General features: G+C 70.9%; 22 protein-coding genes and 1 riboswitch. Of the genes, 6 read left to right on the top strand and 16 right to left on the bottom strand.

Annotation, left to right across the window (positions count from 1 at the left end):
- Positions 1-13: 13 nt before the first annotated feature.
- From thiS to HPS01S_RS12330, 4 genes are all read right to left on the bottom strand, one after another.
- Complete coding sequence (thiS, locus tag HPS01S_RS12315; protein WP_066156248.1) at positions 14-211, bottom strand: sulfur carrier protein ThiS; 198 nt, start codon at positions 209-211, stop codon at positions 14-16.
- Complete coding sequence (locus HPS01S_RS12320) at positions 205-1347, bottom strand: FAD-dependent oxidoreductase (RefSeq protein WP_066156250.1); 1143 nt, start codon at positions 1345-1347, stop codon at positions 205-207. Before HPS01S_RS12320 ends, thiS begins: the two co-directional genes overlap by 7 nt.
- A gap of 3 nt (positions 1348-1350) precedes the next feature.
- Positions 1351-3243 (bottom strand): phosphomethylpyrimidine synthase ThiC, encoded by a 1893-nt coding sequence (thiC, locus tag HPS01S_RS12325; protein ID WP_066156253.1) that lies wholly within the window; start codon positions 3241-3243, stop codon positions 1351-1353.
- A gap of 101 nt (positions 3244-3344) precedes the next feature.
- A riboswitch (TPP riboswitch) is annotated at positions 3345-3460 on the bottom strand.
- Positions 3461-3507: 47 nt separating this feature from the next.
- Positions 3508-6135, bottom strand: a complete 2628-nt coding sequence (locus HPS01S_RS12330; protein ID WP_066156255.1) for a cation-translocating P-type ATPase — start codon at positions 6133-6135, stop codon at positions 3508-3510.
- 127 nt (positions 6136-6262) lie between these two features.
- Here HPS01S_RS12330 and HPS01S_RS12335 point away from each other — a divergent pair, with 127 nt between their 5' ends.
- Positions 6263-6898 (top strand): LysE family translocator, encoded by a 636-nt coding sequence (locus HPS01S_RS12335; RefSeq protein WP_066156258.1) that lies wholly within the window; start codon positions 6263-6265, stop codon positions 6896-6898.
- 16 nt (positions 6899-6914) lie between these two features.
- On the opposite strand, the gene HPS01S_RS12340 is transcribed toward HPS01S_RS12335, so the two are convergent.
- The 4 genes from HPS01S_RS12340 to HPS01S_RS12355 all read right to left on the bottom strand — a co-directional run bounded on the left by HPS01S_RS12340 (position 6915) and on the right by HPS01S_RS12355 (position 9909).
- Positions 6915-7541, bottom strand: coding sequence for a DNA-3-methyladenine glycosylase I (locus HPS01S_RS12340; protein ID WP_066156260.1), 627 nt, complete (start codon positions 7539-7541; stop codon positions 6915-6917).
- Positions 7538-8467, bottom strand: coding sequence for an alpha/beta hydrolase family protein (locus tag HPS01S_RS12345; RefSeq protein WP_066156263.1), 930 nt, complete (start codon positions 8465-8467; stop codon positions 7538-7540). The genes HPS01S_RS12340 and HPS01S_RS12345 overlap by 4 nt, the downstream gene beginning before the upstream one ends.
- Positions 8464-8922, bottom strand: a complete 459-nt coding sequence (locus tag HPS01S_RS12350; protein ID WP_066156268.1) for a MarR family winged helix-turn-helix transcriptional regulator — start codon at positions 8920-8922, stop codon at positions 8464-8466. Before HPS01S_RS12350 ends, HPS01S_RS12345 begins: the two co-directional genes overlap by 4 nt.
- An 81-nt stretch (positions 8923-9003) precedes the next feature.
- On the bottom strand, positions 9004-9909 hold the full coding sequence (locus HPS01S_RS12355; RefSeq protein WP_066156271.1) for a LysR family transcriptional regulator: 906 nt from the start codon (positions 9907-9909) through the stop codon (positions 9004-9006).
- Positions 9910-10029: 120 nt separating this feature from the next.
- On the opposite strand from HPS01S_RS12355, the gene HPS01S_RS12360 reads away from it, so the two are divergent.
- Complete coding sequence (locus tag HPS01S_RS12360) at positions 10030-10791, top strand: SDR family NAD(P)-dependent oxidoreductase (RefSeq protein ID WP_066156274.1); 762 nt, start codon at positions 10030-10032, stop codon at positions 10789-10791.
- A gap of 18 nt (positions 10792-10809) precedes the next feature.
- On the opposite strand, the gene HPS01S_RS12365 is transcribed toward HPS01S_RS12360, so the two are convergent.
- Positions 10810-11979, bottom strand: a complete 1170-nt coding sequence (locus HPS01S_RS12365; RefSeq protein WP_066156276.1) for an AAA family ATPase — start codon at positions 11977-11979, stop codon at positions 10810-10812.
- Positions 11980-12037: 58 nt separating this feature from the next.
- Entirely contained in the window at positions 12038-12640 is a 603-nt protein-coding gene (locus HPS01S_RS12370) for a TetR/AcrR family transcriptional regulator (protein ID WP_066156280.1), read from the bottom strand.
- A gap of 103 nt (positions 12641-12743) precedes the next feature.
- Here HPS01S_RS12370 and HPS01S_RS12375 point away from each other — a divergent pair, with 103 nt between their 5' ends.
- Entirely contained in the window at positions 12744-13331 is a 588-nt protein-coding gene (locus tag HPS01S_RS12375; RefSeq protein WP_066156284.1) for an NAD(P)H-dependent oxidoreductase, read from the top strand.
- 12 nt (positions 13332-13343) lie between these two features.
- On the opposite strand, the gene HPS01S_RS12380 is transcribed toward HPS01S_RS12375, so the two are convergent.
- Positions 13344-14006 carry a GntR family transcriptional regulator gene (locus HPS01S_RS12380; RefSeq protein ID WP_066156286.1) on the bottom strand — a complete coding sequence of 221 codons (663 nt, stop codon included), beginning with the start codon at positions 14004-14006 and terminating at the stop codon, positions 13344-13346.
- Between the two features lie 32 nt (positions 14007-14038).
- Entirely contained in the window at positions 14039-15778 is a 1740-nt protein-coding gene (locus tag HPS01S_RS12385; protein ID WP_066156290.1) for a 2-hydroxyacyl-CoA lyase, read from the bottom strand.
- A 108-nt stretch (positions 15779-15886) separates the two neighbouring features.
- Between HPS01S_RS12385 and HPS01S_RS12390 the strand changes: the two genes are divergently transcribed.
- Positions 15887-17440 carry a class I adenylate-forming enzyme family protein gene (locus tag HPS01S_RS12390; protein WP_066156295.1) on the top strand — a complete coding sequence of 518 codons (1554 nt, stop codon included), beginning with the start codon at positions 15887-15889 and terminating at the stop codon, positions 17438-17440.
- Here HPS01S_RS12390 and HPS01S_RS12395 read toward each other — a convergent pair.
- The gene (locus HPS01S_RS12395; RefSeq protein WP_066156297.1) at positions 17419-18351 is read right to left on the bottom strand and encodes a LysR family transcriptional regulator; all 933 of its coding nucleotides are present in this window, start codon (positions 18349-18351) and stop codon (positions 17419-17421) included. The genes HPS01S_RS12390 and HPS01S_RS12395 overlap by 22 nt on opposite strands.
- A gap of 95 nt (positions 18352-18446) precedes the next feature.
- On the opposite strand from HPS01S_RS12395, the gene HPS01S_RS12400 reads away from it, so the two are divergent.
- Together HPS01S_RS12400 and ompA are read left to right on the top strand one after the other, a co-directional pair.
- Positions 18447-19457, top strand: coding sequence for a sodium-dependent bicarbonate transport family permease (locus tag HPS01S_RS12400; RefSeq protein WP_066156634.1), 1011 nt, complete (start codon positions 18447-18449; stop codon positions 19455-19457).
- 191 nt (positions 19458-19648) lie between these two features.
- Positions 19649-20302: an outer membrane protein OmpA gene (ompA, locus tag HPS01S_RS12405; protein WP_066156300.1), complete on the top strand. Its 654-nt coding sequence runs from the start codon at positions 19649-19651 to the stop codon at positions 20300-20302.
- Between the two features lie 27 nt (positions 20303-20329).
- On the opposite strand, the gene HPS01S_RS12410 is transcribed toward ompA, so the two are convergent.
- From HPS01S_RS12410 to HPS01S_RS12420, 3 genes are all read right to left on the bottom strand, one after another.
- Positions 20330-22933, bottom strand: a complete 2604-nt coding sequence (locus HPS01S_RS12410) for a sensor histidine kinase (protein WP_066156301.1) — start codon at positions 22931-22933, stop codon at positions 20330-20332.
- Positions 22934-23069: 136 nt separating this feature from the next.
- Positions 23070-23990: a ketopantoate reductase family protein gene (locus HPS01S_RS12415; RefSeq protein WP_066156303.1), complete on the bottom strand. Its 921-nt coding sequence runs from the start codon at positions 23988-23990 to the stop codon at positions 23070-23072.
- Positions 23991-23992: 2 nt separating this feature from the next.
- A complete protein-coding gene (locus HPS01S_RS12420) occupies positions 23993-24286 on the bottom strand; it encodes a hypothetical protein (protein ID WP_066156304.1) in 294 nt (97 codons plus the stop codon).
- Positions 24287-24406: the final 120 nt, after the last annotated feature.

A 24406-nucleotide genomic window follows, 5' to 3' on the forward strand; every position in this document is an offset into this window, starting at 1 on the left:
TCGGTGAAGGGGGTCAGCCGCCGACGATGGCCTGGAAGGTCAGCACGGTGTCGTTGGGCTGCAGGACGGTGGTGGCGCGTTGATCGCGCGGGACGAAGGCGCCGTTCACGGCGGTCGCGATGGTATCGGGGTCCATGCTCCGTTCGTCCAGCAGCTGGGCCAGCGTCAGGCCCTCGGGGCAGGGCAGGGTGAGGTCGTTGAAGGTCAGCATGTTGTGACGGGGGAGAAGCATTGCCGCAGGGCGTCTTCGACCAGCGCGGGCGCCAGCAGCCAGCCGTGGCGGTACAGGCCGTTGATGCGCAGCAGGCCGTCCTGGTGGTCGATGCGCGGCTCGTTGTCGGGCAGGGCGGGGCGCAGGTTGGTCTCCAGGTGCACGATGCGCGCCTCGGCCAGCTCGGGCAGCACGCTCTGGGCGGCGGCCATCAGCTCCACCGCGCTGCGCAGGCTCACGGGCGATCGGTCCTCGCTCTCGATCTCGCTGGCACCAATGACGATGTGGTCGCAGGGCCTGGGCACGATGTAGACGCGGTGGCGCGGGTGCAGCAATCGCACCGGCCGGTGCAGCGGCACGCCGGGCGCCTGCAGCCAGACCACCTCGCCGCGCACGCCGCGCACCGGCAGCTCGGGCCGGGCACCCGTGCCGCGCACGTCGATGGCGAGGTCGAAGCGCTCTTCGCCGCCGTCGTCCAGCGCGATGCGGCCCGCACCCACCGACGCCACGGTGTGCCGCCAGCGCCAGCGCACGCCGCGTGCGGCGGCGCACAGCGCGGGCAGCACCTGCAGCGGCAGGATCTGGCCCTCGCCCGGCAGCAGCCAGGCGTGCAGGCGCGGGTCGATGGCGGGTTCCAGCGCGGCCAGGGCGCCGAGGTCCAGCCGCTGCGGGGTCTGCACCACACCGGCCAGGTCGGGTGCCTGCGCCAGGCGCGCCAGCACGCGCTGCGCCGCGCCCAGGTCGCTGCCGTGCGCCACCAGCAGGCTGCCCAGGGTGCGCAGCTGCAGCGCCGCTTCCTCACCGGTGCCGGGGTTGGTCGAGCAGCCCGTGCAGCTGCCGCAGGCGGCGGGCAGGGCGCCCACACGCGGCGATCCTGCGCGGGCCAGGGCGTCGGTGATCTCGCGCCACAGCGCCATGGAGCGCCAGCCCAGCGCCGCGATGGCGGGGCCGCTGTTGTCCAGCTCGGCCAGCGGGCTGAGCATGCCGGCTGCGGTGAAGGCCGCCGGTCCCAGGCCGTCGCTGCGGGCCTCTGGTCCGTTGGCCGGGTCGAACACCGTCACCTCGTGATCAGGCGACAGCTGCCAGGCGAGCAGCCGGCCCAGCAGGCCGGCGCCCGCGATACCGATGCGCGCCATGTCTCAGCCCTTTTTCGTCAGCGAATCCACCGGCACGTAGAACTCGCCACCCACGGCCTTGAACTCTTCGCTCTTGCGCGCCATGCCGTCGGCCAGGGCCTGTTCCTCGCTCAGGCCTTTCGCCGCGGCGTAGTCGCGCACGTCCTGCGTGATCTTCATGCTGCAGAACTTCGGCCCGCACATGCTGCAGAAGTGCGCTTCCTTCGAGGAGTCCTTGGGCAGCGTTTCGTCGTGGTACGCCTCGGCCGTCTGCGGGTCCAGGCCGAGCGCGAACTGATCGCGCCAGCGGAACTCGAAGCGCGCCTTGCTCATCGCGTCGTCGCGCGCGCGCTGACCCGGGTGGCCCTTGGCCACGTCGGCGGCGTGGGCCGCGATCTTGTAGGCAATGATCCCCTGCTTCACGTCGTCTCGGTCCGGCAGGCCCAGGTGTTCCTTGGGCGTCACGTAGCAGAGCATGGCCGTGCCCATCCAGCCGATCATGGCGGCGCCGATGGCCGAGGCAATGTGGTCGTAGCCCGGTGCGATGTCGATGGTGAGCGGGCCCAGCGTGTAGAACGGCGCCTCGTGGCAGTGCTTGAGCTGCTCGTCCATGTTGGCCTGGATCATGTGCATGGGCACGTGGCCGGGGCCTTCGATCATGGTCTGCACGTCGTGCTTCCAGGCGATCTGCGTGAGCTCGCCCAGCGTGCGCAACTCGGCGAACTGCGCCTCGTCGTTGGCGTCCGCGCCCGAGCCGGGGCGCAGGCCGTCGCCCAGCGAGAAGGTCACGTCATACGCCTTCATGATTTCGCAGATCTCGTCGAAGTGCGTGTACAGGAAGTTTTCCTTGTGGTGCGTGATGCACCACTTGGCCAGGATGGAGCCGCCGCGCGAGACGATGCCGGTGCGGCGCTTCGTCGTGAGGTGGATGAAGGGCAGGCGCACGCCGGCGTGGATGGTGAAGTAGTCCACCCCTTGCTCGGCCTGCTCGATCAGCGTGTCGCGGAAGATTTCCCAGGAGAGGTCCTCGGCCACGCCTCCCACTTTCTCTAGCGCCTGATAGATGGGCACCGTGCCGATGGGCACGGGCGAGTTGCGCACGATCCAGTCGCGCGTGGTGTGGATGTTCTTGCCGGTGGACAGGTCCATCACCGTGTCGCCGCCCCAGCGGATGGACCACACGAGTTTTTCGACTTCTTCCTCGATGGACGAGGTGACGGCCGAGTTGCCGATGTTGGCGTTGATCTTCACCAGGAAGTTGCGGCCGATGATCATCGGCTCCAACTCGGGGTGGTTGATGTTGGCCGGGATCACCGCGCGGCCACGGGCCACCTCGTCGCGCACGAACTCGGGCGTGATCACGTCGGGGATGCGCGCGCCCATGCCGTTGCCGCGCAGGCGCGCCTCGCGCTCGGCGTCGCCGAGGTATTCCTTCATCCACTCGCGCTTGCCGTTCTCGCGGATGGCGATGTACTCCATCTCGGGCGTGACGATGCCTTTTCGCGCGTAGTGCATCTGCGTCACGTTGGCGCCGGCCTTGGCACGCAGCGGCTGGCGCTGCAGGCCAGCGGCCTCGGCACGCAGGGCTTCGATGCGCGCGTCCGCCACCTCGCCGTGTTTGCCGCCGTCGTCCAGTGCCACGCGGGCGCGGCCCTCATAGGCCTCGGTGTCGCCGCGCGCGGCCACCCACTCGCTGCGCACCGGCGCCAGGCCTCGGCGGATGTTGATGTCCGCGGCCGGGTCGGTGTAGGGGCCGGAGGTGTCGTAGACCGTGACGGTCTCGCCGTTGGTCAGCGCGATCTCGCGCATGGGCACCTGCACGCCGGGCTGTACGCCAGGCGCATAGACCTTGCGGGACTGGGGGAACGGCTCGCGCGTGAGCGTGAGCAGCTGCTGGAGCTTGTCGGGGGCGTTCATCGGGCGGTCTCCTGATTGAAAAAGCTGTTGCGAAAACGAACAGCTCCGGAGGACCGCCCGGAGGGACCATGGGTGTGGACGGATGTACCCCGTCCACGGGTCCTTCAAGGCAACGCTCTTCTTTCGCCGGTACTAGCCGGATCAAGTTCACGGGTTCGGTGTGTCACACCATCTCAGCGCCGGGCCTTGGCAGGCCCGTGCACCCCGGAGCAGGCGCGCAGTGTAGCGTGCTTCTTTGCGGGGCGCCAAATGTCCCTGCGACGGTCAGCGCTGCGCCCGCCGCCCGCGCCGGACCCGCTTGATGGCCTCGAACCAGAACACGCTCAGCAGGCCGAGCCCACCGGCCGCGGCGAGTTCGTGCCAGGGCAGCGGCGCGAAGCGCAGCACCGCCACGGCCCAGGGCACATACAGGGCGGCCAGCAGCAGCGACAGGGCCAGCCCCACCACGACCCAGAGCGCACGGTTGGGCGTGCGCAGCGTGACCCAGAACGGTTCGGTGGCCGAGCGGTTGGAGAGGATCAGCGCCAGGTTGCCCACCACCAGCGTCGCGAAGGCAAATGCACGGGCCTCTTCCTCGGGCAGGCGCGGCGCCGCCCAGGCAAAGGCCCCCAGCACCGCTGCCAGCACACCCAGGCCCTGCAGCAGCGCCAGCCACAAGGTGGCTCCTCCGAACAGCGGCGCGCTGGCGTCGCGCGGCGGTCGCTGCATCAGGTCGCTCTCGGCCGGTTCGTTTTCAAACGCGACCGAGCAGGCCGGGTCGATGATGAGTTCGAGCAGCGCGATGTGCATGGGGAACAGCAGCGCCGGCCAGCCCAGCAGCACCGGCAGCAGCGCCATGCCGGCGATCGGCACGTGCACCGCCAGGATGTAGGACATGGCCTTGCGCAGGTTGTCGAAGATGCGCCGCCCCAGCCGCACCGCGCGCACGATGGCCGCGAAGTCGTCGTCCACCAGCACCAGCGAAGCCGCCTCGCGCGCCACGTCGGTGCCGCGCAGGCCCATGGCCACACCCACGTGCGCGGCGCGCAGGGCGGGCGCGTCGTTCACGCCGTCGCCCGTCATGGCCACGATGTCGCCGCGCGCCTTGAGCGCCTGCACGATGCGCAGCTTCTGTTCCGGCGCGATGCGCGCGCACACGCTGACGTGCGCCATGCGCGCCTGCAGCGCGGCATCGCTGAGCGAGGCCATCTCGTCGCCCGAGAGCACGTCGTCCGCGGTGAGCGATGTGGCCAGGCCGGCCTGCTGCGCGATGGTCAGCGCGGTGGTGGGGTAGTCGCCGGTGATCATGACCACACGGATGCCTGCCGCACGGCACTCGGCAATCGCCGCCGGCACCTGCGGGCGCACCGGGTCGGCCAGACCCAGCAGGCCGACGAACGTGAAGTCGAAGTCGTGTTCGTTCGCGGGCCAGTCCTCGCCCTCGAACCGGCCGCTGGCCACCGCCAGCACTCGCAGGCCCTGAGCGGCCAGGCCGTCCACCACCGCGGCGATGTGCGCCCGCTTCGCCGCGTCGAGGTGGCACAGGTCCATCACCGCTTCGGGGGCGCCCTTGGCGGCCACCGTCTGCGCGCCGCCGTCCGACGCCATCCACACATGCGACATGGCGCGCAGCGCCGGGCTCAGCGCATAGGTCTGCACCAGCCGCCAGTCGTGGTGCAGGTGTTCGGTGTCGGCGAGGAAGCGCGCGCCCAGCTGGTGGAAGGCCTTCTCCATCGGATCGAACGGCTCCACCACGCTCGCCAGGATCGAGTACTCCACCAGCGTGTGGAAGGCTTCTGGCAGGGGTGCGCTGCCCAGCGTGTCCAGCGCCAGCCGGTCCCGCAGCGCGGCACCGCCCGCGGCCAGGTGGGTGACCGTCATGCGGTTGGCGGTCAGCGTGCCGGTCTTGTCGCTGCACAGCACCGTGGTGGCGCCCAGGGTTTCGATGGCGTTGATGCGCCGCGTGAGCACGCCTTCGCGCGACAGGCGGCGCGCGCCCAGCGCGGGGAACACGGTCATCACCACCGGGTATTCCTCGGGCAGCATCGCCATGGCCAGCGCGATGCCGGCCAGCGCGGCCTGCAGCCAGTCGCCGCGCAGCATGCCGTGCACCAGCACCAGGGTCAGGCTGAGCAGCAGCGCCAGCAGGGCCAGCCGGCGCACCAGCGCGGTGGTCTGCCGCTGCAGCGGGGATCGTTCGTTGTCCAGCGTGCCCAGCGCCAGGCCGATGCGCCCGATCTCGCTGCGCGCGCCCGTGGCCGTGACCTGGGCCAGCGCCTGCCCGCGCACGATCAGCGTGCCGGCGTAGACCGTGGGCAGGTCGTCGCCGCCAGGGCGGTGGCCCTGGGTGCCACCGTCGCCCGCGGGCGCAGCGCTTTCGTGGGGCAGGGCGGCCCGTTTGGCCACGGGCACCGGCTCGCCCGTCAGCAGCGACTCGTCGGCCTGCACGCCATCGGCCGACAGCAGCAAGGCGTCGGCCGGCACGCGGTCGCCTTCGCTCAGCTGCAGCAGGTCGCCGCGCACCACCTCGCTCCCGGCGATGCGCTGCGCCACGCCGTTGCGCACCACCAGCGCGCGCGGGCTGGTCAGGTCGCGCAGGGCCTCGATGGCGCGTTCGGTCTTGCCCTCCTGGTACAGCGTCAGGCCCAGGGTGACGAGCACGAAGCCGAACAGGGTCAGCCCTTCCTGCAGGTCGCCAAAGACCAGGTAGAGCGTGCCCGCCGCCAGCAGCAGCAGGAACATGGGCTCCTTTGCCGTGTCCCGCGCGATGGACAGCAGGCTGCGGCGCTGGCCGCCGGGCAGGGCATTGGGGCCGTCTTCGGCCAGACGCTGTGCGGCCGTGGCCGAGGAGAGGCCCTGGCTGGCACCGGCCAGGTTGTCCGGATCGGCGGGGTGGGTGGTCGGTGAGGGCATGCCCGAGCGTAGCGCAGCGGGTCGGGGGTGCCCATTCACCGCCAGCGCCTGCCTGCGAGGGGCGTCACCACCGCGACTGAACCGACAATCTGAGGCTTTGCCCGAACGCGCAACCGACCCGAACGCCATGCCCACGCTTGCCCAAGTCCTGCCTTTCCTGCTCACCGCCATCCTGCTCACCGCCACGCCGGGACCGGACAACCTGATGGTGCTCAGCGTCGGCGCCTCCAGAGGCCGGCGCCTGGGCATGGCCTTCGGCCTGGGCTGCGCCACTGGCTGCCTGAGCCACACGGTGCTGGCCGCGCTGGGCGTGTCGGCGGTGCTGGCGGCATCGCCGGTGGCCTTCACCGCGCTGCGCTGGCTGGGCGGAGCCTACCTGGTGTGGCTGGGCATCAACGCCCTGCGCAGCCGGGGCGGGCTGGGCCTGCCGGCCGAGAGCGGCGCGCCCGCCGCCGCCGACTCCGCGGCGCGGCAGTTCTTCAAGGGCATGCTGGCAAACGCCATCAACCCCAAGGTGGTGCTGTTCTTTCTGTCCTTCCTGCCGCAGTTCGTGGTGCCGGCCAATGGCAACGTGCCGCTGCAGATGGCCATGCTGGGCGTGGTGTTCACGCTGCAGGCGGCGGTGCTGTTCGGTGCACTGGGCTGGTTCGCCGGCGGCATCGGCCAGTGGCTGCAGCGCCGTCCGCGCGCGGGCCTGTGGCTGGACCGGGTGAGCGGCGTGGTGTTCGTGGGCCTGGGCCTGCGGATGGCGCTGTCGCGCTGAGAGGCGCTGAGCGGCCTCAGGCGGGCCGCGCCATCGGCGGTTTGAACTTCTTGCGGGCCGCGGCCACCTTGGCACGCGCATGGCAGCCCAGCTCGTGGTCGTTGACCAGGCCCATGGCCTGCATGAAGGCGTAGGCGGTGGTGGGGCCGACGAACACCCAGCCGCGCTTCTTGAGGTCTTTGGCCATGGCGACCGAGGCCGCGTGGGTGGACGCGGTCTGTGGCGCGGCAAGCGTGACCGGGTCGGGCTCGAAGCGCCAGAAGTAGGCGCCGAGCGAACCGAACTCCTTCACCAGCGCCTGCGCGCCGGCCGCGTTGCGGATGACGGCTTCGATCTTGCCGCGGTGGCGCACGATGCCTTCGTCCTGCAGCAGGCGCTCCACATCCGCCGGACCAAAGGCGGCGATGCGGTCGAAGTCGAAGCCGAGGAAGGCGCGGCGGAAGTGTTCGCGCTTGCTGAGGATGGTGCGCCAGGACAGGCCCGACTGGAAGGCTTCGAGGCAGACCTTCTCGAACAGCCGCCGGTCGTCCGCCACGGGAAAGCCCCATTCGGCGTCGTGGTAGGCCGGGAACTCGGGGGCGCCTTTGCACCAGCGGCAGCGCGGCAGCTCGTCGGTGGCGTCGGTCTGCGGGGGGACGGTCATGGGTGGGCCCTGGCGGCGGCACCCGACGGGGCGCCAGCGACCGCCAGTGTCTCACCGCGCACCGCCTGCGCCATCAGCGGCCACACGCTCTGGTGCGACTGCCGGAACCAGTCGAGGTGGCCGAGCTGGCGCAGGCCGTGGTCGCGCGGCCGCAGGCAGTGGGCCTGGCGCGGCGCGGCGGGCAGGGTGCGCAGGAGGTCGGCCACGGTGGCGGCGTTGGCGATGTCGTCGTCCTCGGCGTGCAGCACGGTCACGGGCGTGCGCACCTGGGCGTGGAAGTCCTGCTCGGGCCGGTGGCGCACGGCGTTGGTGGCGTAGCCGCCGCGCGCGCACCAGCGCGACCACTGCAGCGCCACGCCGGCCGGCAGGTTCTCGCCCAGGCCCAGCAGCGCGGTGGTGCCGTAGCCGGTGAGGCGGGTGCCCAGGGGCAGCACCAGCCGCATGCCGAAGTTGGCCTTCAGCCGGAAGCCGGGACGCATGGCCTTGAACCAGCCGGTGGAGGCCGAGATGCCGACCAGCCGCGCGACGCGGTGGTGGTTGGGCAGCAGGCCGAGCATCTGCCCGCCCGCGCTGTGGCCGACGATCACGGCCTGCGCGGCGCCGGTGCGCGCCAGCAGCCAGTCCAGCGCCGCCACCTGGTCCTGCTGGCCCCAGTCGGCCAGGGTGGCGCGGCAGTCTTTCAGGCGCCCGTGCAGCGACAGGCCGATGCCCCGGTAGTCGAACACCAGCACGTCGTGGCCCTGCGTGGCCAGCCAGCGTGCGAAGCGCAGGTAGAAGTGCTGCCGCACGCCGGTGGCGGGCGAGATGAGCACCGGCAGGCCGTCCGGCGCACCGCCGCTGCGGGCGATGAAGTGGCCGTGCAGGCGCTGGCCGTCGGCGCAGGTGATGGGCACGGCCTCGTCGGTGGTCGGGTGTGGGGTGTTCATGGCGCGTCGGGCTCCTGGGCGGTCTGTTGCACGTGTTGCAGCCAGCGGGCCACGGTGGCCAGCTCGTCGGGGCTGAAGCCGGTGGTCAGCCGGCGGTTGATGCGCTGGATGGCCGAGCGCAGCAGCGGCAGCTGATTCCGCCCGGCGGGCAGCAGCCACACGCGCTGGGTGCGCGCGTCCTCAGGGCAGGTGGCGCGCTGCACCCAGCCCAGCGCCTCGGTGCGCTGCACCAGGCCGGTGGTGGCCGAAGGCGCGAGGTCCAGCGCCTGCGCGATCTCGCCCATGGTGCGGCCGTCGCTGTCCTGCAGCACGAACAGCAGACCGCCCTGCGCGGGCGAAGGTGCGTCGGCGTTGTCATGCGCCAGCCGCAGCTGTTCGGCGGCCACGAGCTGCTGCAGGCGGCGCTGCGCGGTGTTGAGCAGGAAGATGAGGCGGGGCGGTCTGGCGGGTGGCATGCGGTGGGTTATTTGTTTCGCATGCGAAATATATCTGCCCGATGACGCGGGCGCCAGCGCCGGCTGTCGCTACCGCGTCGGTCAGCCCTGCAGGCGGGGGGTGATGAGCGCCGCCAGCCAGTGCATGAACACCTGCACGCGCTGTGGCAGGTGGCGCCGGTGGGCGTAGACGATGGAGACTGGCAGGGGCGCGGCGCGCCACTTCGGCAGCACCTCCACCAGCCGCCCGGCCTGCAGGTGGGGGCGCATCCCGGCCTCCGGCACCTGGACGATGCCCAGGCCGGCCAGGGCGGCGGCTTCGTAGGCGGCGGTGGTGTTGACGGTGAGCGCGCCGTCCATGGCCAGGGTGTGCACCGTGCCGTCGGCGTCCACATGTTCAAAGCCGTCGGCCTTGTTGCCCAGTGTGGGCACGTAGTGCACCAGGCGGTGCCGGCCCAGGTCGGCCAGCTTGCGGGGCCTGCCGTGGGCCTGGAGGTAGGCGGGGCTGGCCAGGTTGACCATGCGGTAGGCGCCCAGCGGCCGGGCGATCAGGCTGGAGTCGGCCAGGTGGCCGACGCGCAGCACGCAGTCGAAGCCCTCGCGCACCAGGTCCACGCGGCGGTCCACCGACGAGAGCTCGATCTCCAGCGCCGGGTGCTCGGCCATGAAGCGCGGCAGCGCGGGAATGACCAGTTCGCGCGCCAGGGTCTGCGGCATGTCCACGCGCAGGCGCCCGCGCAGCGCGGCGGGCTCGGCCTGGAACAGGCCACGCAGCTCGTCGACGTCGGCCAGCAGGTCCAGCGCCCGTTCATAGACCACCTGACCGTCCTGCGTGAGCTGCACGCGCCGCGTGGTCCGGTGCAGCAGGCGCGTTCCCAGTTCGGCCTCGGCCTCGCGCACGGCGGCCGACACGCTGGTGCGTGGCAGGCCCAGCTGCTCGGCGGCGGCGCTGAAGCTGGCCAGTTCGGCCACGCGGGCAAAGATGCGCAGCGATTCGGTGAGGTGCATGGATCGGTTCGATTGGTCTGGATTTCTGCACAGTCTAGACAGATTGATCTGGTTTATTCAATCCATGTCGATCAATAGACTGCGGGCCCTGTACCACCCCAGCCTTGAAAGGACACCGACATGACCACCCGACCCATCGCCCTCGTCACCGGGGGCAGCCGCGGCCTCGGCCGCAACGCCGCCCTGCAGCTGGCCACCCGTGGTTTCGACCTGATCGTCACCTACCGCCAGGGCGCGGCCGACGCGCAGACCTTGGTTTCCGAGCTGCAGGTGCGCGGGGCGACCGCGGTGGCGCTGCCGCTGGACCTGGGCGACAGCAACGGTTTTGCCGCCTTCGCCGACGCGTTGCGCACCGCCCTGCGGACCCACTGGCAGCGCGAGACCTTCGACGCCCTGCTCAACAACGCCGGCAGCGGGGTGCACGCATCGTTCGCCGAAACAACCGAGGCGCAGTTCGACAAGATGCTGCGCGTGCACCTCAAGGGCAGCTTCTTCCTCACGCAAGCGCTGCTGCCGCTGATCGCCGACGGGGGCCGCATCCTCAACGTGTCCTCCGGGCTGGCGCGCTTCTCGCTGCCGGGCTATGCCGCCTACGCGGTCATGAAGGGCGGCGTCGAGGTGCTGACGCGCTACCTGGCGCTGGAGCTGGGGCCGCGCCGCATCACGGTCAACACGGTGGCACCGGGGGCGATCGAGACCGACTTCGGTGGCGGTGCGGTGCGCGACAACGCGCAGCTCAATGCCCTGATCGCCGGGCAGACCGCGCTGGGTCGCGTGGGCCGGCCGGACGACATCGGCCCGGTGATGGCGGCGCTGCTGTCGGACGGGCTGGGCTGGGTCAATGGCCAGCGCATCGAGGCCTCGGGCGGCATCCACCTCTGAAGCCCCGGCACCCCCGGTTCAGCGCGGGCCGGGGGGCGGCGCCAGCAGCGCCTGCTTCTCCCGCCAGACCTTGCGCACGAAGGGGTCGGCGATGGTGTAGACGCCGTGGCTGGGCCGGATGATGAGCTGGGCGCCGACCATCTTGTCGACGACCTTCTGCACCTGGGAGGCGTCCACCGCGCTGCCGATGCGCTCGCCGTAGAAGGTCAGCGACTCGGCACCGAACAGGCCCGAGATGCCCTGTTCGCCACCCGCGGCGATGCGCTCGAACACCGCCTTGCCGAGTTCGCCCAGGTCATCGAAGGCCTTGAGGTCGGCGTCGGCCGCGGCGCCGGCCAGGGTGGCGCAGACGATGTGCCAGGCGGTGTCGGGGTCGGTGCCGCCCACCTGCTGCAGCTGGCGCAGGGCCTTGAGCAGCTCCTCCGGCCGGTGGCCCAGGGTCTGGAAGCCTTCCCAGGCGGCGTCCAGGCTGGGCAGGGTGAGGCCGGGCGCCGACGCGAGGCGGTCCAGCTGCCACTGCACGAAGTCCCTGCCGAGCACCTGGTAGGACGCCGAGAGCGCCCCCGCGAAGGGCTGCGCGCGCCGGGTCGTCATCTCGGCCAGCAGCGACTTGTGCGAGCCGGTGCCGATGAACAGGAAGCGGCCCGGCGTGCCGGGCTTGGCGTTGACGGCGTCGCGCGCGGCCTTGAGCGCGTGCAGCAGGGCCTGGCCCTCCTCGGTGCCCAGGGTCTGCTGCACCTCGTCGATGATCAGCACGACATTGGTTTTGGTCTTCGCGACCAGGGCCTCGAAGGCCTGGGCCAGCGTGCTGCCGCCAGGCTCGCCGAGGCGGTCCAGCTCGATGTCCAGGCTCAGCCCGGCCGCGCCCAGGCGCAGGCCCCGCAGCCGCTTGAGCAGGGCCGAGCCCGGTGTCTGCAGCTGCAGCAGGGTCTGGCGCACCGCCTCGTGCACCAGGGCCGACGGACTCTTGGCCGGGTCGGCCCAGAGGTCCACGTAGATCACCAGCGCGCCGCGGGACTCCAGCGCGGGGATCAGGTCCTGGCGCAGGAAGGTGGTCTTGCCCACCCGGCGGATGCCCGAGAGGAACACGCCCGAGCGGGTGCTTTCGTCCAGCGGGCCGGGGTTGAGCAGCTGCTCGGCCATCTGGCCGGCGTAGAGGTCGCGGTGGAAGAGGCTGTCGGTGCTCATTGCCGGATATTAGTGGATTCGGATAATTATCTGAAACAGATAAAACAGGATGAACCACTCAGAGCGGCATCGGCGCCGGTCCTGCGCTGAAGGGGCCGAGCCAGGCCCGCAGGTAGGGCAGCAGCCGGTCCTTCATGGGCTTGTGCTGGTGCAGGGCGCAGAAGTGCAGCGCCAGGGTCTGCACCACCAGGGCTTGCAGCCCCTCGACCAGCAGCTCGACCGGCACGTCCCGGCGGAAATCGCCGGTCGCCAGCCAGGGGCCCCAGACCTGGCCCATGCGCTCGAAGGTGGTGGCGATGGGGCCGATCTCTTCCATCGCCGCGGCGCCCGAGCGGCGCAGGATCACGTCGAACACATAACGCTCCGACGCCATCAGCTCCAGCAGCGGCATCAGGCGCCGGGCCAGCTGTTCGGCGTTGCGGGGCGGGGCGGCGGCTGCCATGCGGTCGAGCTGGGCGTTGATGCGCTCGCCGATGAGCAGGTCCATCAGTTCGTCCTTGTCGTTGAAGTGGGCGAAGAAGGTGCCCTTGGCCACCCCGGCGCGCTGCACGACCTCGTCGATCCGCAAGGCCTCGAAGCCTTTTTCGGTCACCAGGGCCTGGGCAACCTCGGTGAGGCGGGCCCGCGTTTCAAGGGTTCTCTGCTGGACGGCTTTGCGCATGGCGGCACTGTGCCGCAGGTGTTGACCACAGTCAAATTTAAATTGACCACGGTCAATAGTTGTGCTTGAATTTGACCATGGTCATTTTCAAAGGAGATCACCCATGACCCGCATCCTGGTTCTCGACGGCCATCCGGCGCCGGCCTCCCTCTGCCGCTCGCTCGCGCAGCGCTACGCCGACGCGGCGCGCGAGGCCGGGCACGAGCTGCGGGTCGTCCACCTGCACGACCTGGACTTCGACGCCGACTTCGGTCTGGCGGGCTACGGGACCACCAAGCCGCTGGAGCCATCGCTGCAGAAGTTCCAGGACGACCTGGCGTGGTGCGGCCACTTCGTGCTGTTCACGCCGATGTGGTGGGGCGGCCTGCCGGCCCGACTCAAGGGCCTGTTCGACCGCTCGCTGCTGCCGGGCCAGGCCTTCGACACGCGCAACCCGAGCTGGACCGGCATGCCCCGGCCGCTGCTGACGGGGCGCAGCGCGCGGGTGGTGGTGACGTCCGACACGCCGTCGCTGTTCCTGCGCCTGCTCTACCGCAACGCGCTGGTCTGGCAGCTGCGCGGGCAGATCCTGCACTTCGTCGGTTTGCGGCCCGCGCGCTTCACGCTGTTCGCGCCGGCCAGCCACCCCAAGCCGGGCCGGGTGCAGCGCTGGCTGGACGCAGTGGGGCGGATGGGCGCGAGCGGAGGCTGAGGCTCTGCGGCTTCAGCCCGCTTCCTGCTGCAGCCGGTCGATCATGAAATCGGCGGCGTCCAGAATGTGCCGGCGCGCCAGACGTTCGGCGGTGTCGCCGTCACCGGTCGCCACCGCGGCCAGCAGGGCTTCGTGCTGGTCCCAGATGTCGCGCGGCTTGTCGTCGCGCATCAGCACCTCGCCCATCACGCGCTGGGTCTGGGTCCAGTGGGTCTGCATGGAGGGCGCCACGAGGGGGTTGCCCGAGAGCGAGTAGATGACGTCGTGGAAGGCCATGTCGGCCGCGATCATCTCGGTGTAGGACCCGCTGGCCACCGCCTGGCGGCCGGCCCGGATCAGTGCCGGGCCCCGCTCGGCCGCTGCCCTGGCGTTGCGCTCGGCGGCGTTCCGGAAGGCCAGGCCTTCGATGACGGCGCGCACCTCGTACATGTGCCGCACGTGGTCCAGGTCCAGCGGCGCCACCTGCAGGCCGCGGCCGGGTGCGTCGATCAGCACACCCTCCTTGCGCAGCAGGGTCAGCGCCTGCTGCACCGGCTGGCGCGAAATGCCGAGCTGGTGCGCCAGCTGCTCCTGGATGACGCGCTCGCCATGGCGCAGCTGGCCCGAGGCAATGCTGGAGAGGATCGAACGGTGGACCTGTTCGACCAGGCTGGGCGCGGACTGCAGCGGCTTCATGGGCCCAATGGTAGTGGTCGCCGGACGCCTGGCTATCCGGCCCCTGCGCGCCAGCGCCGTTCGGCCTCGTCCCAGGCGCCCAGCGCCTGCAGGTCGGGCACCCAGGCCAGGCCACTCTTGGCGTCCGACGACGCCGCTTCGGGCGTGACCACGACGTCCAGCAAGGCCGGGCGGCCGGCGCGCAACTCGGCCAGGGCGCGGGCGATCGCGCCGTCCAGGTCCTCGGCCTTCTCCACCCGTTCCCCGTGCATGTGGAAGGCGCGCGCCATGGTGGCGTGGTCGGCGAACTGCAGGTGGGTGCCGACCACCTTGCCGTGCGTCTCCTGCTGGTCGCGCACCTCGATGGCCCAGGACCCGTTGTTGGCCACGACGATGAGCACCGGCGCCTTCTGCCGCACGGCGGTGTCGATCTCCATGGCGTTGAAGCCGAAGGCGCCGTCGCCGGTGGCCACCACCACGGTGCGGCCCGGGCAGGCCAGGCTGGCTGCGATGCCGAAGGGTGTGCCGACGCCGATGCAGCCCAGCGAGCCCGGGTCCAGATAGGTGCTGGCGGGCAGGCCGACGCGCGCGAACGAGAGGAAGTCGCCGCCGTCGGCCACCACGATGGCATCGGCCGGCAGCGCCTCGCGCAGCGCGGCCAGCACGCGGTTGGGGTGCAGGCGGCCGTCGCGGCCGCTGGGCGCCTCCTTCATGGACTGCTCCAGCTTGGTCGAGCGCTGGCGGTGCTGCTCGCGCAGGCCGGCCAGCCAGGCACCGTCGCTGGCGGGTGCGGTGGCGGGCGCGGCGTCCACGATGGCCTGCAGCGCCAGCCCGCAGTCGGCCAGCACCTCGACTGCGCCGCGCCGGTTGTCGCGCAGCTCGGCGGCGGTGTCGGCAATGCGCAGGAACTGGGCGTCGCCGAAGACCGCAGGGGACCCGAAGGCGAGCTGGAAGTCGAGCCGGCGGCCGACGGTGACCACCAGGTCCGCCTGGCCCATGACCGAGCCGCGCATGGCCGCGACCACGCTGGGGTGGTCGTCGGGCACCAGGCCCTTGCTCTCGCCGGTGTCGAGGTAGGCCGCACCCAGCCGGTCGAGCAGGGCACACAGGGCGGGGCCGGCACCGCGCGCCCCGCGGCCGCTGATGAACAGCGGGCGCCTGGCCGACCACAGCAGGTCCACCGCCGCCTGCACCGCCTGCGGGTGGGGCGGCGCGGGCAGGGCGGCGGGGGGCGCGAACACTTCGGGCAGTTGCATCGGCACGGCGACGTCGGCGCGCAGGGTGTCGATGGGGAAGTCGAGGTAGACCGGGCCGGGCTCACCCGCTTCGCCCAGCGCACGGGCCGCGGCTTCGGCCAGTTCCTGCGGCACCAGGTCGGGGTGGCGCACGGTGCGCGCGTAGCGGGTGAGGCTGCGCACCAGTTCGGTGTGCACGATGTCCTGCAGCGCGCCGCGGTTTTCCTGCGGCGCGGGCGGCAGGCCCGAGAGCACCAGCACCGGGGCCTTGGCGACGTGGGCGTTGGCGATGCCGGTCATGGCGTTGGTGACGCCCGGCCCGGCCGTGACCAGGGCCACGCCTAGGGTGCCGGTCAGCTGCGCCTCGGCGTGCGCCATGTAGACGGCGGCGCGTTCGTCGCGCACGTCCACGATGCGGATGCCCTCGGCGTCCAGCCGCATCCAGATCGGCATGATGTGCCCGCCGCAGAGGGCGTAGACGCGGCGCACGCCACGCGCCTTGAGGAACCGTGCGACGACGGCGGCGGCGAACTGCTCGCCGATCGGGGGTGGGGCCATGTTGGTCTCCGGGGGGATTGACGAAATTGAATTCTGAATTCAGAGTTCAAACAAATCAAGTCCCGATCCGACCGGGTCGCACCCACGCCATCACCCAGGAGACAGCCCATGGGCCCTTTGCTCACCATCGCCGACGCCGTGGCCACGCACGCCCGGCTCACCCCGCACAAGCTCGCGGTGCGCGACTCGTCGCGCCGCCTGACCTATGCCGAATGGGACGCGCGCGCCTCGCGGCTGGCGGCCGGCCTGCTGGGGCTGGGCCTGGCCCCGGGCGACCGGGTGGGCGTGATCGCGCACAACCGGCTGGAGTGGATGGAGATGTACGCCGGCATGGCGCGCGCCGGGCTGGTGGTGGTGCCGCTGAACTTCCGCCTGACCGGGCCGGAGATGGCCTACATCCTGGACCACGCTGAGGTGGGTGCGGTGATCGCGGGCCCCAACTTCTGCGCCACGCTGGACGGCATCCGGGCCGATCTGTCGGTGCCAGCCGACCGCTACGTGGTGCTGGGCGACGCGGCCCCGGCGGGCTGGGCGGCTTACGAGGCGCTGCTGTCCGGCGCGCGCACCGACGTGGCATTCCCCGTGGTGGCGCCGGAGGACATGTGCGCACTCATGTACACCTCGGGCACCACCGGCCGGCCCAAGGGCGCGATCCGCGCCCACGCCGGCAGCACGCTGATCGCGCTGGCCACGGCGCTGGAGATGGGCTTCACCCGCGACGACACGGCCCTGCTGGTCATGCCGCTGTGCCACGCCAACTCGCTGTACTTCGGCACCACCTTCGTGCACCTGGGCGCGACCATCGTGATCGACGACCGGCCCAGCTTCGACGCCGAAGCGGTGCTGAAAACCCTGGCACAGGACCGCGTGACCTTCACCTCGCTGGTGCCCACGCACTACATCATGATGATGGCGCTGCCCGACGCGGTGAAGAAGGGCTGCGACCTGAGCGCCGTGGGCAAGCTGATGATCTCCTCGGCCCCGGCGCGGCCCGAGACCAAGCGCGGGATCATGAAGCTGTTTCCCAACGGCAAGCTCTACGAGCTGTACGGCTCGACCGAGGCCGGCTGGGTCACGCTGCTGCGGCCCGACGAGCAACTGAGCAAGCTCGGTTCGGTGGGGCGCGAATGGGCGGGCAGCGGGGCTATCCGGCTGCTCGACCACGAGCGCAACGAGGTGCCGGACGGCGAGGTGGGCGAGCTGTTCTCGCGCACCGCCTATGTGTTCGACGGCTACTGGCGCAACCCCGAGAAGACCGCCGAGGCGATGGACGGCCACTGGTGTTCGGTGGGCGACATGGCGCGGCGCGACGAGCAGGGCTACATCTGGCTGGTGGACCGCAAGAGCAACATGATCATCAGCGGCGGCGAGAACGTGTACCCGTCGGAGGTGGAGGCCGTGATCGGCCAGCACCCCGCGGTGCGCGACGTGGCGGTGGTGGGCGTACCACACGACAAGTGGGGCGAGACGCCGCTGGCGGTGGTGGTGCTGCACCAGGGGGCGGAGGCGACCGAGGCGGTGCTGCGCGACTGGTGCCGCGAGAAGCTGGCGGGCTTCAAGTGCCCGTCGCGCATCGTTTTCGTGGATGAAACCGAGATGCCTCGAACCGCCACCGGCAAGGTGTTGCACCGTGTCCTGCGTCAGCGTTTCCTGCCGGCCTGAGTCTTCTCCAGGCCGACCGCCCACTGCGCCGCGCTCCCCAGCAGGTGCTCACGGAACACCTGCGCGATGGGCGACAGCTGCTTGGCGCGCGGGTGCACCAAGTGCCACTGTGAGCGGATCGGAAACCCACTGACCGGCAGCAGCACCAGGTCGCGGCCGATCTCCTCGGCCTTGAGCGCGTGGCGCGAGACGATGCCCACGCCCAGGTGGCCGGCCACGGCTTCCTTCAGCGCCTCGTTGCTGCCCAGCTCCAGCGTGAGCACGGGTGCGAAGCCGGCCGCGGCGAAGTGCCGCTCGGTCGCCAGCCGGGTGCCCGAGCCGCGTTCGCGCAGGATGAAACGTTCACCCGCCAGCGACGGCAGCGCCACGCGCTGGCGCTGCGCGAGCGGGTGGCTGGCGGGCGCGATCAGGTGCAGCGGGTTGTCCAGGAACACCTGGTCCTGCAGGTCGATGTCGGCCGGTGGCTGGGACATGACGTAGAGGTCGTCGCGGTTCTCGCGCAGGCGCTGCACCACACCGTCGCGGTTGAGCACCTCCAGCGCGATGTCGATGCTCGGGTGCTGTTCGCAGAAGCCACCAAGCAGGCGCGGCACGAAGTACTTGGCGGTGCTGACCACGGCCACGCTCAGGCGCCCGCGGGTCAGGCCCTTCATGGCGCTGACCTGCTGGCCGAAACGTTCCCATTCGCCGGCGATGGCTCGCGCAGTCTGCGCCAGCTCGCGGCCGGCCTCGGTGAGAAAGACCTTGCGGCCGATCACCTCGTACAGCGGCAGGCCGATGGACTCGGTGACTTCGCGCAACTGCATGGACGCGGTCGGCTGCGTCACGTGCAGGGCGCGTGCGGCGGCGCTGACGCTGCCGGTGTCGGCCAGCGCCAGGAACAGGCGCATCTGGCGGAAGGTGATGTTCATAGATTTTTATCTATGTTGTGTCGCACAAAAATCGATTTTACTGAATGCATTCCGGTCGCCACAATCCGCGCCCAACCAAGGAACGTCTCATGAACCTGCACAACCTGGTCGATCCGGCCATCCTGTTTTTTGTGGTCGGCGTGCTGGCCGGCCTGGTCCGCTCGAACCTGGAAATCCCGCCGGCCATTTCCCGATTTCTCTCGATGTACCTGCTCATGGCGCTCGGCCTCAAGGGTGGGTTCGCGCTTGCGGCCTCGGGCCTGAATGCGCAGGTGGTGGCGGGGCTGGGCATCGCCGTGGTGCTGGCGGTGGTGGTGCCGCTGATCGGCTACACGCTGCTGCGGCGCTGGGTCTCGGGCTTTGACGCGGCGGCGCTGGCCGCCACCTACGGCTCGGTCAGCGCGGTGACCTTCATCACCGCCACCGGCCACCTCGACAAGCTCGGCCTGCCCTACGGCGGGCACATGGCCGCGGCCATGGCGCTGATGGAGTCGCCCGCCATCGTGCTCGCGGTGCTGATGGCCAACCGCCTGCGCCAGCAGCAGACGGCGCCGGCCGGAGTCGTGCTGGGCGGCGGTGCGGCGGTGCTGGGCGGGCCTCCCGGGGGCGGCGTGTCCACCGACTGGCGCAAGCTGCTGCACGAATCCTTCACCGACGGTTCGCAGCTGCTGCTGATCGGTGCCATGGTCGTGGGCATCCTGACAGGCGAGGCCGGGCGCGAGGCCATGCAACCGTTCTCGGGCGATCTGTTCAAGGGCATGCTGGCCTTCTTCCTGCTCGACATGGGCCTGATGGCCGCGCGCAACCTGCCGGGCCTGCGCGGGCGCTCGCCGGTGCTGCTGGCCTATGGCGTGCTGGCGCCGCTGCTGCACGCCTCGCTGGCCTGGGCCCTGGCGCGCACCGCCGGCCTGCCCGCGGGCGACACCGCGCTGCTGATGACACTGGCGGCCAGCGCGTCCTACATCGCGGTGCCGGCGGTGGTGCGTTACGCGATACCGGAGGCCAACCCGTCGCTGTACTTCGGCCTGTCGCTGGGGCTTACCTTCCCGCTCAACCTGCTGCTGGGCATTCCGCTGTACACGCACCTGGCGACGACGCTGCCCTGAGCAAAGGTGGTGAATGTGCGGGGGGCCGTGGGGGCGGCCATGGCGTGTTGTCCTACACGCGCATGCGGCGCCTTCCGATGCGGCCGGAGGGAGCCGAAAACCAGAATGGGTTCACTCGGCAGGGAAGAGGACCGACCCGCCAGAGTCCTTCCAACCACGCTCCCCTGGAGCTTCGAGAAAAGGAACCACCCATGAACAAGCGCAACCTCCCCCGCACGCTGCTGCTGGCCGCCACGGTCAGCCTGGCCTCTGCCGCCGGTGCCCAGACGGTCGACAACTGGACCAATGGCGACGGCTCGCTCGCCTGGCGCAACGGCACGAACGAGCTGTGCTGGCGCAACAGCAACTGGACGCCGGCCACCGCCCACCCCGACTGCGACGGCGCCATCAAGCCGCCGCCTCCGCCCGCCCCCGTGGCGCAGGCGCCTGTCCCGGCACCGGTGCCTGTGCCAGCTCCCGCACCAGCCCCCGCGCCTGCGCCAGCCCCGGTGCAGGCGATGACCTTGCAGGCCGAGACCCTGTTCGATTTTGACAAGGCGGTGCTCAAGCCGGCCGGCAAGGCCGCGCTCGACGGCCTGGTGGCCGAGCTCTCGAAGGTGAACGTCGAAACCATCATCGCCGTGGGCCACACCGACGCCACCGGCACCGAGGCCTACAACCAGTCGCTGTCGGTGCGCCGCGTCGGCGCGGTCAAGGCCTACCTGGTGAGCAAGGGCGTGCCGAGCGAGCAGATCAAGACCGAAGGCCGCGGCGAGTCGCAGCCGGTGGCGTCCAACCAGACCCGCGAGGGCCGCGCCCAGAACCGCCGCGTGGAGATCGAGGTGGTGGGCACGCAGAAGCCCTGAGGACGGGAGCCGGGGCTGACCGTGTGGTCAGGCCTCGGCGCGCAGCGTGAAGCAGAAGCGCGCGCCCTGGCCGGGCGCCGCCTGCACCGTGATGCGGCCGCCGTGCCGGTCCACGATGCGGCGCACCGTGGCCAGGCCCACCCCGGTGCCCTGGAATTCGCTGGGGTGGTGCAGGCGCTGGAAGGGTTCGAACAGGTGGCCGGCCTTGGCCATGTCGAAGCCAGCGCCGTTGTCGCACACACAGAAGCCGCTCAGGCCATCGACCGTGTCCCTGCAGAAGCGGATGTGCGCCTGGGGTGTCCGGGCGCTGTACTTCCAGGCGTTGTCCAGCAGGTTGACCAGCAGGGCCTCGGCCAGGGCCGCGTCGCAGTCGGCCACGAGGCCGGGTTCCACCTCCACCACCACCTGGCGCGCCGGTTCGGCCGCGGCCAGCTCGGCCAGGCGCCGCGTGGCGATGGTCGACAGGTCGACGCGGGTGCGGTCCAGCGGCTTGTTGGTGTGGTGCGAGAGGGCCAGCAGGCCCTCGATGAGTTCGCCCATGCGGCGCGTGCCATCCTGGATGCGCAGCAGGTGCTGGCGCCCCTCGTCCCCCAGCAGGCCCGCAAATTCGTCCATCAGGATCTGCACGAAGCCGTTGATCGTTCGCAGGGGCGCGCGCAGGTCGTGGGTGACGGCGGCGGCGAAGGCGTTGAGCTCCCGGTTGGCCGCGCTGAGCTCGGCGGTGCGTTCGATGACGCGCTGCTCCAGCTCGGCGTTGAGGCGGCGGATCTCCTGTGCCGCACGCTCACGCTCGGTCAGGTCCTGCACGTAAGACACGCGGCGCACGGGGCGGCCGTCGGCGTCGCGCAGCACCGTGAGGTCGATCAGCACCGGGAAGATGCGGCCGTCGCGTGTGATGTGCTCGGTTTCGAAGACCATGTGGTCGTTCACATACGCCTGCTCCAGAGCGGCCCTCAGGCCGGGCAGGGCGCGCTCGGGGTACAGGCTGGCGACCGGCAGGCCGGTCAGCTCCCGGGCGGTGTAGCCCCGCTGCTGCGCGAAGGTGGGGTTGGCGGCGATGAGGGTTTCGGTTCGCACATCGGAGATCAGCAGTCCGACCTCGCTGTGCTCAAAGGCCTCGGCCCACAGGCGCAGGCCGGCCTCGGCCCTGCGGCGTTCGGTCAGGTCCTGGAACGACACGAGCATGCCGTCGGGCAGGGCAATGCCGCCGGATTCGGCGATGCAGGTGCTGCCGTCATAGCAGCGCAGCTCGTATTCGGCGGTGGGCAGCGCCATGGGCGTCTTGCCAACGTGTGGCAACGCGTTCCGCCAGCGTTCGCGGGCCGCTTCCCGGGCCGGCCCCTCCGGGAAGGCCTGCACGAACCACTGGTCAACATGGGGCACGTGGCGGATGTCGTAGCCGAGCAGCTGTGTGAAGCGGGCATTGAGCAGCAGCACCTGGCCGTCCGCAGCCACAAAGGCCATCGCCACCGGCGCATGGTCGAACAGCATCTGGAAGCGCTCGCGGCTTTCGCCCAGTGCGTTCACCAGGCGGGCCATGGAGCGGGCAAACACGGCGACCTCACCGCTGCCCGCCACCTCCGGCAGGCTCACCAGCGGGCGGTTCACGTCGAGGTCGGCCACGGCCTGGCTCAGGCGCTCCATGGGGCGCAGCTTGCGGCCCATGGCCCACCAGGTGATCCAGGAGAACATCAGCGCCGACACCAGGCCCACGGCCAGCGCGCGCCAGCCCATGCGCCGGGCGTCGGCGAAGGCGGTCGCTTCGTCCAGCCGCACCAGCACCGTCCAGCCCAGGCCGGGGTAGGGGTGCGTGCCCAGGGCCGGCGCGGCGGCCGTGAGGTAGCGCCGGCCGTCGGGCCAGGTTTCGATCGCGGTGCCCACACGGCCCGCCTTCGAACCGGTGAACACCGTGAGCGACGACAGGTTGGTCGCGTCGCGGGCGGGCAGCGTGGGGCTGCCCACGATGACTTCGCCGTCCCGGTTGACCAGCAGCATCTCCAGCCCTGGCACGTCCAGCTGGTCCAGCAGCTGGTGGCGCACCTGGTAGGCCCAGTCCAGGCTGAGGTGGGTGGCGAGCACGCCGATGAAGTGTCCCTGGCGGTCGAGCAGGGGCAGCGAAATGTCCATCAGCCGCAGCGGCAGCTCGTCCAGCTCGGGCGGGGGCAGCAGCTTGCCCAGCAGCACGGCGTCGTGGATGTCTTCCTGGTGCAGGCGCTGCCGGCCGCCGATGAACCACGAGCGCTGCGACACATCCGCGCCGTTGATGCGCGGTTCTGTGCTGGCCAGAATGCGGCCCTGCGTGTCGGTGATGCCGATCCAGGCGTAGAAGGGATAGATGGCTTTCTTGGTCAGGAGCAGGGCCTGCTTGTCCTGCGCGGCCCGTTGCGGGTCGCGCAGGCGCTCAAGGCTGGCAATGAAGCGCAGCTCGGTGGTGCGCGCGTGCATGTCCTGGTCGAGCTGCGAGGCCATGCGGGTGACCAGGATGCGCTGCAGCCGGAACTGGTCGGCTTCGATCTGCTGCCGCACCAGGTGCGTGGTGAGCAGCACATAGCCCACCGCGCCGGCCACGGCCAGGCCACCGATGAGCAGCACCAGCTGCAGCCGAAGACTGTTGCGCAGACCAGAAGACACGTTGATGCGGTGAGGGCGGAGGCTCCGCCGCGGTGATCGGAGAAGGGCTTGTAACCCGGGAGGGGCCGTTGTACAAGATCCTGCCCGGCGCTCCCCGGATGCCCTTGTCAGAATTGACGGTGCGCGATGGCTGTCGTCAGCGGAGCGTGGCGGCTTCCACCAGTTTCACCACCGCCCACAGCACGCGGTTGGCGGGGGTGGGCACGCCCAGGGCCTCGCCGCGGCGCACGACGTGGCCGTTGAGGTGGTCGATCTCGCTGGGCTTGCCGCGCATCAGGTCCTGCGCGGTGGACGAATACTGGCTGGGCATGGTCCCGGCGATGCGGCGCACGGCGGCGTCCACGTCGCCGGGCAAGGTCACGCCGTCGGCTGCGGCCACCGCGCGGCACTCGGCCACCACGTCGCGCATGGTGTCCTTCACCCCGGGCTGCTGCACCAGTTCGCCATAGGCGATGCGCCCCACGGCCGAGAGGGCGTTGTAGGCGCAGTTGAGGATGAGCTTGGCCCAGAGCGCGCCGCGCACGTTGTCGCTGATCTCGGTGGGCACGCCTGCGGCGGCCAGCGCCTGTGCCACCCGTTCGCTGGCCGGTGACGGTTCGATGACCAGTTCGCCGCGCCCGTGGTGGCGCAGGTGGCCGGGGCCGGCCATCTCGGTGGCCACATAGACCACGGCGGCGGCCACCTGCACGCCCGTCAGCACGGCGCGCAGGCGTTCGGCGTTGTCCACGCCGTTCTGCAGGCACAGCACCAGGGCACCGGGCTTCAGGTGCTCGCGCATCTGCGCGCCCGCCGTTTCCGTGTCGGGCGACTTGACCGCGAACAGCACCAGGTCGGCGCCGGCCACCGCCGATGCCTCGGTGCTGGCGTGCAGCTTCACCGTCTCGTCGAAGGCCAGGGTCTGCATGCGCAGGCCTTGCGCCTCGAACACCTGCACGTGCTGCGGCCGGCCGATGAGCGTGACGCGGTGGCCGGCGCGCGCGAGCATGCCGCCGTAGAAGCAGCCGACGGCACCGGCACCGAGCACGGCGACCTGGAGCGGTGCGGTCGGCGTGCTCATGGTCAGATCGCGAGCAGTTTGCAGATGGCCGCGATGTGGGCCGGCGTCGGCTTCTCGGGCGGCATCTCGTCCTCGGCCGCGCTGGCGTCTTCGTGCGCCTGGATGGCCGCGACCAGCGCGTACTGGTTGTCCCAGGTCAGGGTCTTGCCCTCGGGGCACATGTCGCGCAGGGTGCCGAACCAGTAGTAGCCGTCCTTGCCGCCAAAGAGCTGGTCGATGCCGGCCGCGTCGCCGGACTTGAGGCCGGCGCCGCTGAGGATGAGCTTGAGCTTGTGGTGGGAGACGGCGTAGTGCATGAAAGTGGCCAGAAAGAGGGGGAGGGCCGGGATTGTACGGAGGGCCGCCGGGTGGACGGCTGGCATCGGCCTTGCTACAACGGAAACGGGTGTCGGCAGCGGCCACCCGCCGCTGCCGCC

The organism is Hydrogenophaga pseudoflava NBRC 102511, assembly GCF_001592285.1.
GTDB lineage: Bacteria > Pseudomonadota > Gammaproteobacteria > Burkholderiales > Burkholderiaceae_C > Hydrogenophaga > Hydrogenophaga pseudoflava.

Excerpts from the sequence above, each read along its gene's own strand:
- thiS (WP_066156248.1), bottom strand. The coding sequence starts at position 211 with ATGCTGACCTTCAACGACCTCACCCTGCCCTGCCCCGAGGGCCTGACG.
- HPS01S_RS12320 (WP_066156250.1), bottom strand. The coding sequence starts at position 1,347 with ATGGCGCGCATCGGTATCGCGGGCGCCGGCCTGCTGGGCCGGCTGCTC.
- thiC (WP_066156253.1), bottom strand. The coding sequence starts at position 3,243 with ATGAACGCCCCCGACAAGCTCCAGCAGCTGCTCACGCTCACGCGCGAG.
- HPS01S_RS12330 (WP_066156255.1), bottom strand. The coding sequence starts at position 6,135 with ATGCCCTCACCGACCACCCACCCCGCCGATCCGGACAACCTGGCCGGT.
- HPS01S_RS12335 (WP_066156258.1), top strand. The coding sequence starts at position 6,263 with ATGCCCACGCTTGCCCAAGTCCTGCCTTTCCTGCTCACCGCCATCCTG.
- HPS01S_RS12340 (WP_066156260.1), bottom strand. The coding sequence starts at position 7,541 with ATGACCGTCCCCCCGCAGACCGACGCCACCGACGAGCTGCCGCGCTGC.
- HPS01S_RS12345 (WP_066156263.1), bottom strand. The coding sequence starts at position 8,467 with ATGAACACCCCACACCCGACCACCGACGAGGCCGTGCCCATCACCTGC.
- HPS01S_RS12350 (WP_066156268.1), bottom strand. The coding sequence starts at position 8,922 with ATGCCACCCGCCAGACCGCCCCGCCTCATCTTCCTGCTCAACACCGCG.
- HPS01S_RS12355 (WP_066156271.1), bottom strand. The coding sequence starts at position 9,909 with ATGCACCTCACCGAATCGCTGCGCATCTTTGCCCGCGTGGCCGAACTG.
- HPS01S_RS12360 (WP_066156274.1), top strand. The coding sequence starts at position 10,030 with ATGACCACCCGACCCATCGCCCTCGTCACCGGGGGCAGCCGCGGCCTC.
- HPS01S_RS12365 (WP_066156276.1), bottom strand. The coding sequence starts at position 11,979 with ATGAGCACCGACAGCCTCTTCCACCGCGACCTCTACGCCGGCCAGATG.
- HPS01S_RS12370 (WP_066156280.1), bottom strand. The coding sequence starts at position 12,640 with ATGCGCAAAGCCGTCCAGCAGAGAACCCTTGAAACGCGGGCCCGCCTC.
- HPS01S_RS12375 (WP_066156284.1), top strand. The coding sequence starts at position 12,744 with ATGACCCGCATCCTGGTTCTCGACGGCCATCCGGCGCCGGCCTCCCTC.
- HPS01S_RS12380 (WP_066156286.1), bottom strand. The coding sequence starts at position 14,006 with ATGAAGCCGCTGCAGTCCGCGCCCAGCCTGGTCGAACAGGTCCACCGT.
- HPS01S_RS12385 (WP_066156290.1), bottom strand. The coding sequence starts at position 15,778 with ATGGCCCCACCCCCGATCGGCGAGCAGTTCGCCGCCGCCGTCGTCGCA.
- HPS01S_RS12390 (WP_066156295.1), top strand. The coding sequence starts at position 15,887 with ATGGGCCCTTTGCTCACCATCGCCGACGCCGTGGCCACGCACGCCCGG.
- HPS01S_RS12395 (WP_066156297.1), bottom strand. The coding sequence starts at position 18,351 with ATGAACATCACCTTCCGCCAGATGCGCCTGTTCCTGGCGCTGGCCGAC.
- ompA (WP_066156300.1), top strand. The coding sequence starts at position 19,649 with ATGAACAAGCGCAACCTCCCCCGCACGCTGCTGCTGGCCGCCACGGTC.
- HPS01S_RS12415 (WP_066156303.1), bottom strand. The coding sequence starts at position 23,990 with ATGAGCACGCCGACCGCACCGCTCCAGGTCGCCGTGCTCGGTGCCGGT.
- HPS01S_RS12420 (WP_066156304.1), bottom strand. The coding sequence starts at position 24,286 with ATGCACTACGCCGTCTCCCACCACAAGCTCAAGCTCATCCTCAGCGGC.